The 16,576-nt window shown below is 67.4% G+C and carries 14 protein-coding genes and 1 pseudogene; 7 read left to right on the plus strand and 8 right to left on the minus strand.

What is annotated here, in order from left to right:
• Window positions 1–5: 5 nt before the first annotated feature.
• Window positions 6–1,100: a hypothetical protein gene (locus V5F77_RS01610; RefSeq protein WP_429003553.1), complete on the minus strand. Its 1,095-nt coding sequence runs from the start codon at window positions 1,098–1,100 to the stop codon at window positions 6–8.
• Between the two features lie 200 nt (window positions 1,101–1,300).
• Here V5F77_RS01610 and V5F77_RS01615 point away from each other — a divergent pair.
• A pseudogene (locus V5F77_RS01615) lies at window positions 1,301–1,932 on the plus strand (AIM24 family protein).
• Window positions 1,933–1,967: 35 nt separating this feature from the next.
• Here the strand turns inward: V5F77_RS01615 and V5F77_RS01620 are convergent.
• Window positions 1,968–2,897, minus strand: coding sequence for a histone deacetylase family protein (locus V5F77_RS01620; protein ID WP_429003554.1), 930 nt, complete (start codon window positions 2,895–2,897; stop codon window positions 1,968–1,970).
• A gap of 94 nt (window positions 2,898–2,991) precedes the next feature.
• Window positions 2,992–3,696 (minus strand): TetR/AcrR family transcriptional regulator, encoded by a 705-nt coding sequence (locus tag V5F77_RS01625; protein WP_429003555.1) that lies wholly within the window; start codon window positions 3,694–3,696, stop codon window positions 2,992–2,994.
• 124 nt (window positions 3,697–3,820) lie between these two features.
• Here V5F77_RS01625 and V5F77_RS01630 point away from each other — a divergent pair, with 124 nt between their 5' ends.
• The 3 genes from V5F77_RS01630 (at window position 3,821) to V5F77_RS01640 (ending at window position 7,901) form a co-directional block, all read left to right on the plus strand.
• Complete coding sequence (locus V5F77_RS01630) at window positions 3,821–5,002, plus strand: HlyD family secretion protein (RefSeq protein WP_429003556.1); 1,182 nt, start codon at window positions 3,821–3,823, stop codon at window positions 5,000–5,002.
• A 118-nt stretch (window positions 5,003–5,120) separates the two neighbouring features.
• A complete protein-coding gene (locus tag V5F77_RS01635; RefSeq protein ID WP_429003557.1) occupies window positions 5,121–6,701 on the plus strand; it encodes a DHA2 family efflux MFS transporter permease subunit in 1,581 nt (526 codons plus the stop codon).
• A 171-nt stretch (window positions 6,702–6,872) separates the two neighbouring features.
• Entirely contained in the window at window positions 6,873–7,901 is a 1,029-nt protein-coding gene (locus V5F77_RS01640) for an LLM class flavin-dependent oxidoreductase (RefSeq protein WP_429003558.1), read from the plus strand.
• A gap of 18 nt (window positions 7,902–7,919) precedes the next feature.
• Here the strand turns inward: V5F77_RS01640 and V5F77_RS01645 are convergent, their stop codons facing one another.
• A complete protein-coding gene (locus tag V5F77_RS01645) occupies window positions 7,920–8,366 on the minus strand; it encodes a baeRF12 domain-containing protein (protein ID WP_429003559.1) in 447 nt (148 codons plus the stop codon).
• A gap of 63 nt (window positions 8,367–8,429) precedes the next feature.
• Window positions 8,430–8,558: a hypothetical protein gene (locus tag V5F77_RS01650; RefSeq protein ID WP_429003560.1), complete on the minus strand. Its 129-nt coding sequence runs from the start codon at window positions 8,556–8,558 to the stop codon at window positions 8,430–8,432.
• Window positions 8,559–8,906: 348 nt separating this feature from the next.
• Between V5F77_RS01650 and V5F77_RS01655 the strand changes: the two genes are divergently transcribed.
• Window positions 8,907–9,437 carry an Hsp20/alpha crystallin family protein gene (locus tag V5F77_RS01655; RefSeq protein ID WP_429003561.1) on the plus strand — a complete coding sequence of 177 codons (531 nt, stop codon included), beginning with the start codon at window positions 8,907–8,909 and terminating at the stop codon, window positions 9,435–9,437.
• Window positions 9,438–9,610: 173 nt separating this feature from the next.
• On the opposite strand, the gene ppdK is transcribed toward V5F77_RS01655, so the two are convergent.
• Both ppdK and V5F77_RS01665 read right to left on the minus strand, forming a co-directional pair.
• Window positions 9,611–12,289: a pyruvate, phosphate dikinase gene (gene ppdK, locus V5F77_RS01660; protein ID WP_429003562.1), complete on the minus strand. Its 2,679-nt coding sequence runs from the start codon at window positions 12,287–12,289 to the stop codon at window positions 9,611–9,613.
• A gap of 106 nt (window positions 12,290–12,395) precedes the next feature.
• The gene (locus V5F77_RS01665) at window positions 12,396–12,536 is read right to left on the minus strand and encodes a DUF3096 domain-containing protein (protein WP_429003563.1); all 141 of its coding nucleotides are present in this window, start codon (window positions 12,534–12,536) and stop codon (window positions 12,396–12,398) included.
• 205 nt (window positions 12,537–12,741) lie between these two features.
• On the opposite strand from V5F77_RS01665, the gene V5F77_RS01670 reads away from it, so the two are divergent.
• Window positions 12,742–13,566 carry an MBL fold metallo-hydrolase gene (locus V5F77_RS01670; protein WP_429003564.1) on the plus strand — a complete coding sequence of 275 codons (825 nt, stop codon included), beginning with the start codon at window positions 12,742–12,744 and terminating at the stop codon, window positions 13,564–13,566.
• 22 nt (window positions 13,567–13,588) lie between these two features.
• Here V5F77_RS01670 and V5F77_RS01675 read toward each other — a convergent pair whose 3' ends face one another.
• Window positions 13,589–15,385, minus strand: coding sequence for an acyl-CoA dehydrogenase family protein (locus tag V5F77_RS01675; RefSeq protein ID WP_429003685.1), 1,797 nt, complete (start codon window positions 15,383–15,385; stop codon window positions 13,589–13,591).
• Between the two features lie 164 nt (window positions 15,386–15,549).
• On the opposite strand from V5F77_RS01675, the gene V5F77_RS01680 reads away from it, so the two are divergent.
• Window positions 15,550–16,575: an L-threonylcarbamoyladenylate synthase gene (locus V5F77_RS01680; RefSeq protein WP_429003565.1), complete on the plus strand. Its 1,026-nt coding sequence runs from the start codon at window positions 15,550–15,552 to the stop codon at window positions 16,573–16,575.
• Window position 16,576: the final 1 nt, after the last annotated feature.

Consider the following 16,576-nt stretch of genomic DNA (forward strand, 5'->3'; position numbering starts at 1 on the left):
AGGCCTCATCGCCGCACCACAGGCCGAAAACCCACATAGCCGCCATCGGCGTCATAGAGATAATCGAAGCCGTTGAGCAGGCGCAGGCTGGTGTTGACGAAGGTGCGCGCGCCCCGCGGCACCAGTACGACCTTGAGCGGCGCCAACGGGTTCGCGGCATCCCCCACGGCGAAGCTGTAGGCCGCCCCGGCGCCCTCCGCCCCCAGCCGCACCGAAAGCTTCGCGCCCGCCGGCAGTGACGTCCGGCCGGCTGCTTCGCCCGTCACCTGTCCCTGCTGCTGGGCCGGCGGAAGCGAAAGGTACATGGTGGACACCCCGGTATCCACCAGAGCCGTGCCACAGGCCTCCGGTGCCCGCCCGTTCAGGGAGAGACAGGCGGGGGGCGCGGCCCAATCGGGAAATTCGCTGCTCTTGGCGAGCTTAATGAAGGAAAAGCCGGCCACCGTGTCCGCGCTCAAGCCCACCTGCACGCCCCGGCGCGTCACGATATAGCCGCGCCGCACCCCGCCGGGCGCCGCCGCATCGCCCATGCCCTCGACCGCGAGGAAGGGATTGCGGTCGGGCGTGCTCTGCTCCTGGTGGTCGCCCTGGCGGGCGAAGCCCACGCCCAGCATGGCGATGCCGGTGGGATTCCGCCGGGGACGGCAATGGCGCGCGCTTTTAAGGCAATCGACCCGCGTCACGGCGAGCACCGGCATCGGCCGGGTGGTGACCTGCGCGCCCGCGGTGCCGCTGATCTGAACCGGCGTCATCACCCAGGTGCCGCGCATGATGCGGCCGGAGCTGGAATAGGTGAGCTGCCCCGGCCCGAGGCGCGGCAGCGTCGCGAGGTCGGGAATCGCCCGCGCCGCCACCACGATTCCTGTGGAGCCGGTATCCATCACCGCACGCACCACCCGCCCGCCGAACGCCACGCCGAGCGAGGGCGGACGCGTCATGGGAACACCCGCGAGCGGCGCATCGAGATAGGACAGGAAGGTCGCGGTCGTGTGGGCGGAAAGGTCGGGACCATCGGCGGCAAGGGCCGGAGCCGCCGGCAAGCCGGAAAGCGCAAGGGCGCCGAGCGCGCACGATGACAAGGCGAGGAACCAGCGGCGCATCGGCGAGACCTCTTCGGGCACAGGATCCAAGGCGCGCGCGGCGAGGAACTTTTCCGCGCGCACAGCGCTTGCCTCGAACCCAGACTTGCCCCTTCCTGCGGTCGCGATCAAGCACCGGCGCGGAGCGAAGATACATGCGGACGGAAATCACCGGCACCACCCTGCCCGTTCTCCAGGTCACCCTCGCCGCCGGCGAAACCATGATCGCGGAAACCGACCGCCTGTCGTGGATGACGTCCAACGTGGCGCTGCATACCACCGCCGCCACCGGCGGATCCTCGGGCCTGTTCGGGGCAATCGGGCGGGCGATTTCCGGCGGCGGCCTGTTCATGACCGAGTTCACCGCCCAGGGCGGCGAAGCGCTGGTGGCCTTCGCCGCCACCCTGCCGGGCAATATCGCGAGATCCACGTGGCGCCGGGGCGCGGCTTCATGATCCACCGCCACGGCTTCCTGGCCGGCGCGCAGGGCCTGGAGCTCGCCATGGGCTTCCAGCAATCGCTCGGCGCCGGGGTGTTTGGCGGCGACGGCTTCATCCTGCAGCGCCTCACCGGGCAGGGGCCGGCATTCGTGGAACTCGGCGGAGAGATCGTCGCCTACACGCTGGAGGCGGGCCAGCAATTGCTGGTGCATCCCGGCCATGTCGGCATGTTCGAGGAAGGCGTCGGGTTCGAGATCACCACCATGCGCGGCGTGCGCAACGTGCTGTTCGGCGGCGACGGCCTGTTCCTTGCCGAGCTGACCGGGCCGGGAAAGGTGTGGCTGCAGTCGCTCACGCCCTCCAAGCTGGCGCACGCGCTCCAGCCCTACCTGCCGAGCGGCGAGCGGCGCTGAGGCCCTCCCAGGGCGGGAGCCCGGTGAGGGCCCGCTCAGCCGTGCATCAGCGCGGTGACATGGGCGGAGGCGGAAGAAGCCAGGCCCTCGAGGTCGTAGCCGCCCTCCAGCACCGAGACCAGGCGGCCCTCGGCCTGCTTGTCGGCGATCTCCATCAAGCGCTTGGTGATCCAGGCGAAATCGGTGTCCACCAGGCGCAGGGACGCGAGCGGATCGCGCACATGGGCGTCGAAGCCGGCCGAAACCAGGATCAGTTCAGGCGCGAAATTATTGAGCCGCGGCAGGATGCGGCTTTCCATCGCCTCCTTGAACTTCACCCCGTCGTCGCCCGAGCGCAGCGGCGCGTTGACGATGGTGTTGGCGGCGCCGTTCTCGCTCACCGCGCCGGATCCGGGATAGAGCGGCATCTCGTGGGTGGAGCAATACATCACGCTGTCGTCGGCCCAGAAGATCTCCTGGGAGCCGTTGCCGTGGTGCACGTCGAAATCGACGATGGCGACCCGCTTCAGACCATATTTCGCCTGGGCGTGGCGGGCGGCGATGGCCACCTGGTTGAGCAGGCAGAAGCCCATCGGGCGCCGGGTTTCGCAATGATGGCCGGGCGGGCGCATGGCGACGAAGGCATTGTTCACCTTGCCCTCCATCACCTCGTCGACCGCGTAGCAGGCGCCGCCGACGGCGCGCAGCACCGCTTCCCAGCTGCCCGGCGCCATCACCGTATCGGAATCGATGCGCACCAGCCCGCTCTCCGGCGAGGCGGCGGCGAGGCCGTCGACAAAATCCTCGGGATGGACGCGGATGATGTCTTCGCGTTCGCCGCGCGGCGCCAGTTCGCGCAGCAGGGTGGAGAATTTCTCCTGCTCGAAGATCCGGTCCAGGACTTTCAGGCGGTCCACGCGCTCGGGATGGCCGGGAGGGGTGACATGGTCGAGGCCGGCGGGATGCGTGATGAGCAGCGTGGACATTTGGCGTCAGGTCCAGATTGTTTCTTCCCTGACATACCATATCCGCCGAACCACGGAATCATTTTGAGGCGGCTCAAGGGTTGCGGGGACAGCGTCACGCAGTCGTGCGGCAGCCGTCCAGGAACAGCGACACGCAGGTGGCGATGCGGCTTCGGCTCACGGCGTCGAAGGCCGGAGCGGCGATGCCGAGGGTGGTGCGGCGCAGCGGCTCGTCCGCCGCCATGCTCAGCAGGATGCTGGCGGCGGTGAAGGGATCGTCAAGCCTGATCAATCCCCGCTCGCACTGATGGGCGAGCCAGTCCGCCAGGGCCTTCGTGGTGTGGAGGCGGCCGTGTTCGTAGAAGGCGGCGGCGACCTCCGGGAAGCGCAGCGCCTCGGCGGTGCTCAGACGATTCTGGGCGATGGCCTCCGGCGAGAGCACGAGGTGCGTGAACTTCTCCAAGATGTCGAACAGGGCGACGTCGAGCGGGATGTCGTCGGTTTCCGCCTCGATGCTCATGGTGAAGGTATCGGCCCGCGCGCGGATGATGCCGCCCAGCAGGTCCGCCTTGCCGCCGAACAGGCGATAGACGGTTTTCTTCGCCACCCCGGCCGCCTTGGCTACCTCGTCGATGGTGGTGTCGGCATAGCCGCGTTCGGCAAACGACGTCTCGGCCGCCTGCAATACGAGCCGCGCGGTCTCCGCATCCGGCCGCACCTGGGGGCGCCCGCGCGGGCGGTTGCAGGCAATCGTCTCCCCCGTACACGCGCCTTCCACGGACGGAGGCGACACCGACGGGGCGGCAGTGGCTTTCGACAAATACCCGCTCCTCGCGACTTGAAGCCCAGATTACTTTGGGCATATATAGGAAACGAATTCGTTTCGTAAAGCGTTACACCGCTGCGACGCCGGACCACCGCGGCGCGGCGAGGAGACAACGGACATGACCCGCACCACCAACCCAGCGGAACTGAAGCCCGAGCGGCCGGTTCCGCCATCCGAAGCCGTTCCTCCGCCCGCGTCAGCGGAGCTGGCGCCCGCCGACGACACCGGCACCGCGCCGCCGCGCCGGTCCCACAAGCGCCTGCTGGCCTCCGCCGCCATCCTCGCCCTGCTCGCGGGCGGAGGCTATTTCGGCTGGCAGTATTGGACCGTGGGCCGGTTCCAGGAATCCACCGACGATGCCTATGTGCAGGCCGACGTGGTGACCGTGGCGCCCAAGGTCGGCGGCTATATCGGCGCCGTCCTGGTGGGGGACAACGAGGCCGTGCGCAAGGGCCAGGTGCTCGCCCGCATCGACGACCGCGACTATCAGGTGGCGCTCGATCAGGCACAGGCGGACGTGGCGGGCGCGAAGGCCGACATCGCCAACACCGAGGCCCTGCTCGACCAGCAGAAGGCGGTGATCGACGGCGCCCGCGCCACGCTCGACACCGACAAGGCCAACGCCACCTTCGCCCAGCAGGATAGCGCGCGCTACAACACTCTGGCCAAGAGCGGCTTCGGCAGCCTGCAGAATGCGCAACAGGCCACCGCCAAGATCGCCGCCGCCGAGGCGACGGTGCAGAAGGACCAGGCCGCGCTGGTCGCATCCCAGAAGCAGGTCAACACCCTCAACGCCCAACTCGACAAGGCAAAGGCCACGCTCGCCCATAACGAGGCGCTGCTCCAGCAGGCCCAGCTCAACTTGAGCTACACGCAGATCGTCGCGCCCGAGGACGGCGTGGTGGGCAATCGCAGCCTGCGGGTGGGCCAGTTCGTGCAGGCGGGCACCCAATTGATGGCGCTCGTGCCGGCCCAGGGCGCCTATATCATCGCCAATTTCAAGGAAACCCAGCTCACCGACGTCCGCAAGGGCCAGAAGGTCTCGATCGAGGTGGACACCTTTCCCGGCCAGGAGGTGACCGGCCACGTGGACAGCGTCGCGCCGGCGAGCGGACAGATCTTCGCCTTGCTGCCCCCGGACAATGCCACCGGTAATTTCACAAAAATCGTCCAGCGCATCCCTGTGAAGATCACCGTCGATCCGCAGGGCCCGCTCGCTGGCCGGCTGCGCCCCGGCATGTCGGTGGTGCCCACCGTCACCGTGAAGCCGCCCGCTCAGACGACCGCCGACGCGTCCTGACACCGCAGCCCGACCCGCGCCATTAAAACCGTGCGCGAACGCCGCGCATCCTGACCGAGGTGCCCCGGACCGCACCATTCGAACTGAGGCGCGAACGCCGCGCCGCCGGACTGACATCATGTCCCAAGCCACCACATCCGCCCCCGCGCCGATACAGGACAAGGCCACGACCCGGGTCTGGATCGCAGTCATGGGCACCATGCTCGGCGCGTTCATGGCGGTGCTGAACATCCAGATCACCAATTCCTCCCTCGCCAATATCGAGGGCGGCATCGGCACCGGCGCGGACAATGGCGCCTGGATCTCCACCGCCTATCTGATCGGCGAGATCATCGTCATTCCGCTCACCGATTATCTCAGCCGGGTGTTTTCCTTCCGCCGGTTCCTGATGGTGAACGCGGCGCTGTTCCTCGCCTTCTCGGTCGCCTGCGCGTTCGCACAGAACTTGAGCCAGATGATCGTGCTGCGCGGCTTCCAGGGGTTTTGTGGCGGCGTCATGATCCCCATGGCCTTCACCTACACGCTGACCAAGCTGCCCAAGTCCCAGCAGCCGGTGGGCATGGCCATGTTCGCGCTCACCGCCACCTTCGCGCCAGCCATCGGTCCCACCATCGGCGGCTATCTGACCGAGAATTACGGCTGGCAGTACATCTTCTTCATCAACCTGGTGCCCGGCGCCTTCATGCTCACGGCGCTGTTCTTCACGCTCGACCGCGAGCCCATGAACCTGCCGCTGCTGAAGGAGGGCGACTGGCTCGGCATCGGCACCATGGCGATCGGCCTCGCGGCGCTGCAGACCGTGCTGGAAGAGGGCAACAAGAACGATTGGTTCGGCTCGCCCTTCATCACCCGCATTGCGGTGGTGGCCGTGGTGTTCCTGGCCTTGTTCCTCATCATCGAGTTCAACGTGAAGAAGCCGGCCGTGAACCTGCGCGTGCTCGCGGACCGCAATTTTGCCCTCGGCACGGTCGCAAACGTGATGGTGGGCTTCGCGCTCTACGGCTCGGTTTTCATCCTGCCGCAATATCTCGGGCAGGTGCAGGGCTATAATTCCGAACAGATCGGCTCGGTCATGGCCTGGGTGGGCCTGCCGCAGCTCATCCTGATTCCGCTGGTGCCGATGCTGCTGACGCGGGTGGATGCGCGCTATGTGGTGTTCGCCGGGCTGGCGATCTTCGCGACGAGCTGCTTCATGAACACCCATATGAGCGTGAATTATGGGGGCGATCAGCTCTTCTGGCCCAACATCGTGCGCGCCGTCGGCCAAGCGGTGATCCTCGCGCCGCTCAGCGGCATCGCCATGCGCAGCATCGCGCGGGCGGACAGCGCTGCCGCATCCGGCATCTTCAACATGCTGCGCAACCTCGGCGGCGCGGTCGGAACCGCGGCGCTCGCCACCATCGTCACCAAGCGCGAGCAGTTCCACTCGAACGTGATCGGCCAGTCGGTGACGGAGTTCGGCATCGCCGTGCAGGAGCGGCTCGCCACCATGCAGGGCTATTTCATGGCGCACGGCGTCCCCGACCCGGACATGGCGCGCCATCAGGCGGTGATCTATCTCGGCAAGGTGGTGAAGCAGCAGGCCCTCGTGATGAGCTACAGCGACACCTTCGCCATTATCGGCGCAATGCTGCTGATTGCCGCCTTCGCAGTGCTGCTCACCCGCAAGGGCGCGGTCAGTACCGCCGGCGCGCACTGAAAAGCAGGACAGACACTCCCGCTTCAGGCCCTCGGAGCGGGAGCGGGCGGCGTCTTTCTGCCCGCCACGCAACAACGCTGGCACATTTGCAACGAAACATTGCAGCAGCGCAAAAATAGCCTGTCAAAAACTCTGATATGAAGCCGCAACGCCTTATCGGAGACTTCTCCCGTGTCCCATCTCGAACTTGGCCTAGATACGTTCGGCGACGTCACGCGCGGCGCGGACGGGGCCCTTCTGCCCCATGCCCAGGTGCTCCGCGATATCGTCGCCGAGGCCGTGCTCGCCGACAGCGTCGGCGTGGATTTCATCGGCCTCGGCGAGCATCACCGCGCGGACTTCGCCATCTCCGCACCCGACGTGGTGCTGGCGGCAATCGCCGGCCAGACCACGCGCATCCGCCTCGGATCGGCCGTCACCGTGCTCTCCTCCGACGATCCGATCCGCGTATTCCAGCGCTTCTCGACACTGGATGCGCTCTCCAACGGGCGTGCCGAAGTGATCCTCGGCCGCGGATCCTTCACCGAGAGCTTCCCCCTGTTCGGCTTCCCCATGAACCAGTACGAGACCCTGTTCTCGGAAAAGCTGGACCTGTTCGCGGCGCTCATTTCCAATCAACCTGTTACTTGGCAAGGCACGCACCGCACGCAGCTGAAGGACCAGGCGGTATTCCCGCCGATCGAGCGCGGAACGCTGAAGACCTGGATCGGGGTCGGTGGCACCCCGGAATCCGTGGTGCGGGCGGCTCGCTATGGCCTGCCGCTCATGCTCGCCATCATCGGCGGTGATCCCAAGCGGTTCAGGCCCTATGTGGACCTGTATCACAGCGCGCTCGGGCAGCTTGAAAAGGCCCGCCTGCCGGTGGGCGCCCATTCGCCCGGCTATGTCGCGGACACGGACGCGCGGGCGCGGGAGGAACTGTTCGATGACTACAAGGCGATGCGCGACCGCATCGGCGCCGAGCGCGGCTGGCCGCCAATGGGGCGGGACGAGTTCGACAACGAGATCGAGCACGGGTCGCTCTACGTCGGCAGCCCCGAAACCGTCGCCCGCAAGATCGCGGCGACGGTGCAGGCCCTCGAGCTCGACCGGTTCGATCTGAAATATTCGGCAGGCCCCATCCCTCACGACCGGCTGATGCGGTGCATCGAGCTTTACGGCACCAAGGTCATTCCGATGGTTCGGGAGATACTGGGCTGAGGTTCGCACAAAGGACGATCAGGCGGCGAGGTGCCGCTCGATCTCCGGCGTCGACAGCGAGGCGAGGTCCTTCGGCACCTCGGCCGTCAGCACATCCCGCACGGCCGGTGGAAGATGCTTGCGCAGGATGCCCAGCGCCCGGGGCGGGGCGACGATAACGAGGCTATTCACCTCGTTTTGCTGCACGATCTTGCCGAGCTGGATGGCGAGAGCGGCGAGAAAATCCGCCTCGGCCTGCGCGTGGCGGTCCACGTCGCCCACCGCGCTCCGCGCGGCGCCATGGGACTGGTAAACCCGGCCCGGCCGTTCGGTGCCGAGGTCCCGGGCCGGCGCGTCCGGCTGAGAAAGAACATCGACGGCTTTCAGGTTGAGCAATTCCGCATCGCCGTCATTGCGGAAGAGAAGCGACTTCGCACCGTCGCAGACCAGCACCCAGCCCTTCCAGGGAATGTGCACATGTTCCATCTGCTCTGTCCTTTCCGTCCGCTGCCTGCCGGCGCGCAAGACGCGGTGCCGTTTCGCGCGGAATCAATAGGGGCGGCGGCGTGCCTGCACCCGAACCGGGACGCGTGCCGGCTCCGCCATCCGCCGCAGCGTGGCAAGGGTCATGGCGGCGGGGATCGATAGCAGGGCGATCATCATTATCGTGGACATCATGGCCTGTCTCCTTTCCTGGAGATGGGCATGCGCGCCGGTCATTACCAGACCTCCAGCACCTGCCCCAGTCGCCTTATGCAACCCAAAGGTATGAAACGCCGAAGATGCCAGCGGGTCCTTGATCCCGATCAAGGCCGGCGATCGCCATCGGCGCTTCCATCCATGGCGTCGCGGGCGCCGTGAAGTCGTGCCGCTGTGGCGCTAGGCGCCGCGCGTCATTCCCCCGGCGAAGGTACGACTCTCCCCAACCGCCCGCGACATCTCCCGGCTGGCGCTCTTGCCTGCGGGGAGAACCTGCGGATGGCTCAGCATGGGCCATCCGCGTCTCTTCCGATAAGGAGACCGACCATGTCCGAACCGACCAAACTCAGCATCAAGACCGAAACCGTTCCCGCTCCCGCACCCGCGACGCGCGGCCTTCCGTTCGAAAATCTGCGCCGCGAGATCGACCATCTTTTCGATACCTTCCAGACCGGGGAATGGCGCCTGCCCTTCTCGCGCCTCGTGGCGCCCGAGCTGGCTTGGCCGCGCAAGGGGATGCTGGATCTCGTGCCGGCGGTCGACGTCTCGGAGAAGCCCGCCGCCTACGAAATTTCCGCCGAACTGCCCGGCCTGGAGGAGAAGGACGTGGAGGTGAAGCTCGCCAACGGCATCCTCACCCTGAAGGGAGAGAAGAAAGAGCAGAAGGAAGAGCGGGAGAAGGATTATTTCATCTCCGAGCGCCGCTACGGCTCCTTCGTCCGCTCCTTCCGCGTGCCGGATGGCGTGGATGCCGACAAGATCGAGGCCCAGTTCGCCAAGGGCGTACTGACCGTGACCTTGCCGAAGACCGCCGAGGCGAAGAACGGCGAGAAGACCATTGCCGTCAAAGCCGCCTGAGGGCGCAGCCCGCGCGCGGCAATGACCGCCTTCGCCCCGCGTCGCCGCAGCGGGATGCGAAGCGTTCGTCTGAAGCGCGCGCCTGTTGCGGCAGTGCCGCCGGCGGAAACAGAAAAGGCGGGCCAATGCCCGCCTTTTCCGAAACTCATGACGCGGCCGCTCAGGCTTGGCGCTCACGCTTGGCTGGCGGCCTTCTTGCCCAGCGCCGCCTGCGCCGCCGCGAGGCGGGCGATGGGGACGCGGAACGGCGAGCACGACACATAGTCGAGGCCCACCTCGTCGCAGAAGGCCACCGAGGCCGGATCGCCACCATGCTCGCCGCAGATGCCGAGCTTGATGTTGGGGCGCGACTTGCGGCCGCGCTCGACGCCGATCTTCACCAATTCGCCCACGCCGTCCACGTCGATGGAGACGAAGGGGTCCACCTCGATGATGCCCTTCTGGACATAGGGGCCAAGGAAGGTGCCCGCATCGTCGCGCGAGACGCCGTAGCAGGTCTGGGTCAGATCGTTGGTGCCGAAGGAGAAGAACTCCGCCGTCTCGGCGATCTCCTCGGCCCGCAGGCAGGCGCGCGGCAACTCGATCATGGTGCCCACCTGGAAGGCGAGCTTGGCGCCGGTCTCTTCCTCGACTGCCTTGGCGGTCTTCTGGATCACGGCATTGACGATGTCGAACTCGGCCTTGGTGGCGATCAGCGGCACCATGATTTCCGGGACGATCGCCTCGCCCGTGCTCTTGGCGGCGATCACCGCCGCCTCGAAGATGGCGCGCGCCTGCATTTCCGCGATCTCGGGGAAGGCGATGGCGATGCGGCAGCCGCGGAAGCCGAGCATGGGGTTGACCTCATGCAGCTCCTTCTGGCGACGCTGGATGCGCTCCACGTCCACATTGAGGCTTTTCGCGACTTCCGCCACTTCCTCATCCGTGTGGGGCAGGAACTCGTGCAGCGGCGGGTCGAGCAGGCGGATCGTGACGGGCAAGCCCTTCATGATCTCGAACAGCTCGACGAAATCCGCCCGCTGCATGGGCAGCAGCTTGGCCAGCGCCGAACGGCGGCCGGCCTCGTCGTCGGCCAGGATCATCTCGCGCACGGCGAGGATGCGGCCGGCATCGAAGAACATGTGCTCGGTGCGCGACAGGCCGATGCCCTCGGCGCCGAACGAGCGGGCCATGCGGGCGTCGGCCGGGGTTTCCGCATTGGCGCGGATCTTCAGGCGGCGCACCTTGTCGGCCCAGCCCATCAGGGTGGCGAACTCGCCCGACAATTCGGGCTGGAGCATCGCCACCTCGCCCGCCAGCACCTGGCCGGTGGAACCGTCGATGGTGAGGATATCGCCCTTCTTGAACACCTGGCCTGAGACCGTCAGGGTCTGCGCGGCATAATCGATGCGCAACGAGCCGGCGCCGGAGACGCAGGGCTTGCCCATGCCGCGCGCGACCACCGCCGCGTGGGAGGTCATGCCGCCCCGCGAGGTGAGGATGCCCTGGGCGGCGTGCATGCCGTGGATGTCCTCGGGCGAGGTTTCCACCCGGACCAGGATCACCTTGCGGCCCTGCTCCTTCATGGCTTCCGCCTCGTCGGCGGAGAACACGATGGCACCGGCGGCAGCGCCGGGCGAGGCCGGGAGGCCGCTCGCCACCACCTTGCGCTCGGCCTTGGGGTCGATGGCCGGATGCAGCAATTGGTCGAGCGAGGCGGGATCGACGCGGGCGACCGCCTCTTCCTGGGTGATCAGGCCCTCGGCCGCCAGTTCCACCGCGATGCGCAGCGCCGCCTTGGCGGTGCGCTTGCCGGAGCGCGTCTGGAGCATCCAGAGCTTGCCCTGCTCGACGGTGAACTCCAGATCCTGCATGTCCCGATAATGGGTTTCCAACACCTTGGAGATGCGCTCGAATTCCTTGAACGCCTCGGGCAGGGCCCGTTCCATGGAGGGCTTCTCGGAGCCGGCTTCCTTGCGGGCCTTCTCGGTGAGGTCTTGCGGCGTGCGGATGCCCGCCACCACGTCCTCGCCCTGTGCGTTCACCAGGAACTCGCCATAGAGCGCGTGTTCGCCGGTGGAGGGGTTGCGGGTGAAGGCGACGCCGGTGGCCGAGGTCTCGCCCATGTTGCCGAACACCATGGCCTGCACGTTCACGGCCGTGCCCCAGGCTTCGGGAATCGCGTGCAGGCGGCGATAGGTGATGGCGCGCTGGTTCATCCAGGAGCCGAACACCGCGCCGATGGCGCCCCAGAGCTGGGCATGCGGGTCCTGCGGGAACGGGGTTCCCAGTTCCTGCTGGACCTTGGCCTTGTATTGCACCACCAGCGCCGCCCAATCGTCCGCCGAAAGGTCGGTGTCGAGCGTGTGGCCGTGCTTGAGCTTGTAGGATTCCAGCAGGTCTTCGAAATGGTGGTGGTCCACGCCCAGCACCACGTCGGAATACATGGTGATGAAGCGGCGGTAGCTGTCATAGGCGAAGCGGCGGTCGCCGGCGGCCTTGGCGACGGCTTCCACGGTCTCGTCGTTGAGGCCGAGGTTCAGCACCGTATCCATCATGCCGGGCATGGAGGCGCGGGCGCCGGAGCGCACGGAGACCAGAAGCGGGTTCGCGGGATCGCCGAAGGTCCGGCCGGTGAGCGCGCCCACATGGGCCAGCGCCGCGTCCACGTCCGCCTTCAGCTCGGGGGGATAGGTCTCGCCATGCGCGTAATAATAGGTGCAGACCTCGGTCGGAATGGTGAAGCCGGGAGGAACGGGCAGGCCCAGATTGGCCATTTCGGCAAGGTTCGCACCCTTACCGCCGAGCAGGTTCCGCATCTCGGCTTTCCCCTCGGCCTTACCATCGCCGAAGGAGTAGACCCATTTCGTCATCTGGAGATCCCTTAGGGTGACGCGCATTTCAAAGAGCGCGGATGCTTTAGCCCGCTCAGGCCCAGCCTTCAACTGCACCCTTAGGCGCAGGCAATCATTTTACCTGTCAATGCGGCACCAGCCCAAGAATGCCGATCAAAATCAGATAGATAGCCACAAGCACATTGAGCAGGCGGGGAAACAGCAGAATCAGGATGCCCGCCACCAGGGCGACGATCGGCTGGAGGATCACGAAATCCAAAGTCATGTCCGCACCTCTTGCGCGCGGGCCCCGTCGGCTGCGCTCACGCTAGAAAGGCCACAGACCGCCGCAGAGTTCCACCGCCACTTTCGCGCCGCAACGAAATCCGCGTCCGCGCCGTCACGACGGTTTGAAATCCGGGCAATTGCGCAGGCGGCCCTTGTGTGCGGTCATCAGGGGTCCGGACACCCGGACGCGGGAGGCTCGATCCATGCGGCTACTGGCGGCGCTTGTGGGCACGATGCTGTCGTTCGCCTTCCCCATGGGCATCTTCGCCCGAGCCGCCGAGCCGCCGGAGAAATGTCCGCGCATGGTGGCGAATGAGGCCCCGCGCGTCTGGCGCGCCGCGTTCCGGAAGGTTGCGGACGAGCGGCGGGCGGATGAGGGCCGGCAGGTCCGCCTCACCTTCGTCGGCCATGCCACCTTCCTGATCGAGAGCCCGGCCGGCGTGACGATCGCCACCGATTACAATGATTATGTCCGCCCCGACATCGTGCCGATGATCGTCACCATGAACCGAGCCCACGACACCCATTACACCAACAGTCCCGATCCCGGCATCGCCTATGTGCTGCGCGGCTGGGGCGAGAACGGCCAGCCGGCGCATCACGACCTCACGGTCGAGGATGTGTGGATCCGCAACGTGCCGACCAATATCCGGCGTGGCGCGGGCACCGAATATGATGCCAATTCCATGTTCGTGTTCGAGGTGGCAGGGCTATGCATCGCCCATCTCGGGCATCTGCACCATGTGCTGACGCCCGACCATATCGAGGCGCTCGGGCGAATCGACGTGGTGCTGGCACCGGTCGACGGCTCCTATACGCTGGATATCGAGGGCATGAAGGAAACGCTGAAGGCGATCAACGCGCCCCTGGTCATCCCCATGCACTATTTCAGCGCATGGGGATTGGATCGCTTTCTCTCCCGGCTGGGGGAGGATTACGCCATCACCCGGCAGACCTCGCCCACCGTGATGCTCGCGCGCGAAACCTTGCCGGCCAAGCCCACGGTGCTGGTACTGCCGGGGCATTGAGCCGAGAAAGCCGCCCCGGCGCTCACAGCACCAGCGCCGCCTCGCTCTGAAGCACCGCCTCGCCGCCCGACACTACCGCCGCCTCCAGGCCCAGCGCCTGCGGGCACAGATCCTCGGCGAAGAAGCGCGCCACCAGCACCCGCCGCGCATGGCGCGGGTCGCTCTCGCCGGCCGCGATGGCCGCATGGGCGGCGAGCGCGGTGCGCGCCAGATAGGCGCCGCCGGCGGCGCGGGCGAACAGGCGCAGATAGGGCGTCGCGCCCGCCAGCACATTGGCGGATTGTTCGTCGGAGAGCCAATCCAGCATCACCCGCGTGGCGCGGCCGAGCGCGTCCACCGCGGCGGCGAGTTGTTCCCCGGCGCGGCCGAATTCCGGCGCGTTCAGCGCCGCGACGGCTTCCGCGACATCGCGATAATCGGCGATCAACTTCGCCACCACGTCGCCGCCCTCCTGGGGCAGCTTGCGGGTGACGAGGTCGATCGCCTGGATGCCGTTCGTGCCCTCGTAAATGGCGAAGATGCGCGCATCACGCAGATGCTGAGCCGCGCCCGTCTCCTCAATATAGCCCATGCCGCCGTGCACCTGGATGCCGGTGGAGGCGACCTCGATGCCCATGTCGGTGGAGAAGGCCTTGGCCACCGGTGTCAGCAGGCTCGCTTCCGCCGTCGCCGCCGCCTTGGCAATGGGATCGTCGGTGCGCCGCGCGCGGTCGAGCGCATCGGCGGTCATCAGGCAGATAGCGCGCGCCGCGTCGGTCTCCGCCCGCATGGTGAGCAGCATGCGCTTCACGTCGGGATGGGCGATGATCGGGCTCATCCCCTCGCCGTGCCAGCTCTGCGCCTTGCCCTGCCGGCGCTCCTGGGCGAAGGCGATGGCGCGCTGGGTGGCGCGCTCGGCCACCGCCACGCCCTGGATGCCGACCGCGAGGCGGGCGTTGTTCATCATGGTGAACATGCAGGCGAGGCCGCGATTTTCCTCGCCCACGAGATAGCCGACCGCGCCTTCCCCTTTGTCGCCGAACACCATGGTGCAGGTGGGCGAGCCATGCAGGCCGAGCTTGTGCTCCAGCCCGACGCAGGCCACGTCGTTGCGCGCGCCGAGCGTGCCGTCCGCATTCACCAGGACTTTCGGCACCACGAACAGCGAGATGCCGCGCGTTCCGGCGGGCGCGTCGGGCAGGCGCGCCAACACGAGATGGACGATGTTCTCGGCGATGTCGTGCTCGCCGTAGGAAATGAAGATCTTGGTGCCGAAGATGCGATAGCTGCGGTCCCCTGCCCGCTCCGCTCGGGCGCGCAGGGCGGCAAGGTCGGAGCCGGCCTGCGACTCGGTGAGGTTCATGGTGCCGGTCCAGGTGCCCGAGACCAGCTTCTCCAGGAACAGGCCCTGCAAGGCCGTCGAGCCGTGGGTGGTCAGCGCCTCGATGGCGCCCATGGTCAGCACCGGGCCGATGCCGAATGCGGGCGAGGCGCTGTTCCAGAATTCGTTCAGCGCCGAGGTCACGACGCTGGGCAGATGCTGGCCGCCGAATTTTTCTTCCGCCGCGACGCTGTTCCAGCCCGCCTGCGTCCACGCGGAATAAGCCTCGCGCCAGCCGGGGGCGGTGGTGACCGCGCCGTCCTTCAGCACATTGCCCTTGGTGTCGCCCACCCGGTCCAACGGCTCGATGACCTGCGCGGCGAACTTGCCGGCTTCCTCCAGCACGCTGTCGATGAGGTCGAACGAAAGGTCCACCGCACCGGTCTCGATGAGGTGCGGCAGCGACGTGCAGTGCTTGAGGAAGAAGGACACATCCTCCACGGGCGCACGATAGGGCATCATCACCTCCGAAACCTGTTGCGGCGCCACATGCGCCTTGACCACTCGCATAAGCCGGCCTTAAGCCGTGACGGCGAACGTTGGGCCCAATTCGGCGCCTCGACGATCCCTAGTCAAGACCCGGTCCCACCCGCTTTCGTCGTAGGGGCCGTGGAGCAGCATTCATGACCGCCACCGGCCCCGCCCCGAAACGCACGCATCTGCTCGACGCCACGGGATCGGGCGACGCTGCGGCGGACGAGGCGGCACGCCTGCTGCGGGCAGGCGGCGTGGTCGCCTTCCCCACCGAAACCGTCTATGGCCTCGGCGCCGATGCCGGCAATGCGCAGGCGGTGGCGCAGGTCTATGCCGCCAAGGGGCGCCCCGCCTTCAATCCCCTGATTTCCCACGTGCCGGATACCGCAGCCGCCGAGCGGCTGGGCGTGTTCTCCCCCGCCGCGCAAGCGCTCGCTACAGCTTTCTGGCCGGGACCGCTCACCCTCGTCGTGCCCTATCGCGACACCGGCGCGGTGTGCGACCTTGCCCGCGCCGGACTGTCCACCATCGCCCTGCGGGTGCCGGCCCATCCGGCGACCCTGGCCATGCTGCGCGCCGCCGGCGTGCCGGTGGTGGGGCCGAGCGCCAACCGCTCCGGCCATGTCTCGCCCACCGATGCCGCCCATGTGCGCGCCGATCTCGACGGGCGGATCGACGCGATCCTGGATGCCGGCCCGACGCGTGTGGGCGTGGAATCCACCATCGTCGACTGCACCGGGGCCCATCCCGCTTTGCTGCGGCCGGGCGGCCTCTCGCGCGGCGCCATCGCGGCGGTGCTCGGCGTCGCCCTGCCCGATGCGGCCCAGGACGATGCCGAGCGGCCGTCCGCGCCGGGCCGCCTCGCCTCCCATTACGCGCCGCACGCCCCGGTGCGGCTCGACGCGCGCGAGGTGAAGCCGGGCGAGGCGCTCCTGACCTTCGCCGGCATGCGCCCGCCCGGTGCGGACGTGGCGGTCGCCATTTTCGATCTCAGCCCCTCGGGCGACCTCGTGGAGGCCGCCGCCCGGCTCTACGGAGCGCTGCGCCATCTCGACAGCCTTCGCGCCCAAGGCATCGCCGTGGTACCCCTGCCGCGCGACGGCCTCGGGGAAGCCATCGCCGACCGGCTCGGCCGCGCCGCCGCCCCGCGCCCGCTCTCCTTCGAGGACGACTGAC

Source organism: Roseixanthobacter psychrophilus (genome assembly GCF_043195195.1).
Taxonomy (GTDB): Bacteria; Pseudomonadota; Alphaproteobacteria; order Rhizobiales; family Xanthobacteraceae; genus NCEH01.

What these genes read in the sequence shown, in the direction of transcription:
- V5F77_RS01670 (WP_429003564.1), top strand. Translation starts at nt 12,742, where the DNA reads ATGCGGCTACTGGCGGCGCTTGTGGGCACGATGCTGTCGTTCGCCTTC.
- V5F77_RS01620 (WP_429003554.1), bottom strand. Translation starts at nt 2,897, where the DNA reads ATGTCCACGCTGCTCATCACGCATCCCGCCGGCCTCGACCATGTCACC.
- V5F77_RS01635 (WP_429003557.1), top strand. Translation starts at nt 5,121, where the DNA reads ATGTCCCAAGCCACCACATCCGCCCCCGCGCCGATACAGGACAAGGCC.
- ppdK (WP_429003562.1), bottom strand. Translation starts at nt 12,289, where the DNA reads ATGACGAAATGGGTCTACTCCTTCGGCGATGGTAAGGCCGAGGGGAAA.
- V5F77_RS01675 (WP_429003685.1), bottom strand. Translation starts at nt 15,385, where the DNA reads ATGCCCTATCGTGCGCCCGTGGAGGATGTGTCCTTCTTCCTCAAGCAC.
- V5F77_RS01645 (WP_429003559.1), bottom strand. Translation starts at nt 8,366, where the DNA reads ATGGAACATGTGCACATTCCCTGGAAGGGCTGGGTGCTGGTCTGCGAC.
- V5F77_RS01655 (WP_429003561.1), top strand. Translation starts at nt 8,907, where the DNA reads ATGTCCGAACCGACCAAACTCAGCATCAAGACCGAAACCGTTCCCGCT.
- V5F77_RS01650 (WP_429003560.1), bottom strand. Translation starts at nt 8,558, where the DNA reads ATGATGTCCACGATAATGATGATCGCCCTGCTATCGATCCCCGCCGCC.
- V5F77_RS01665 (WP_429003563.1), bottom strand. Translation starts at nt 12,536, where the DNA reads ATGACTTTGGATTTCGTGATCCTCCAGCCGATCGTCGCCCTGGTGGCG.
- V5F77_RS01610 (WP_429003553.1), bottom strand. Translation starts at nt 1,100, where the DNA reads ATGCGCCGCTGGTTCCTCGCCTTGTCATCGTGCGCGCTCGGCGCCCTT.
- V5F77_RS01630 (WP_429003556.1), top strand. Translation starts at nt 3,821, where the DNA reads ATGACCCGCACCACCAACCCAGCGGAACTGAAGCCCGAGCGGCCGGTT.
- V5F77_RS01680 (WP_429003565.1), top strand. Translation starts at nt 15,550, where the DNA reads ATGACCGCCACCGGCCCCGCCCCGAAACGCACGCATCTGCTCGACGCC.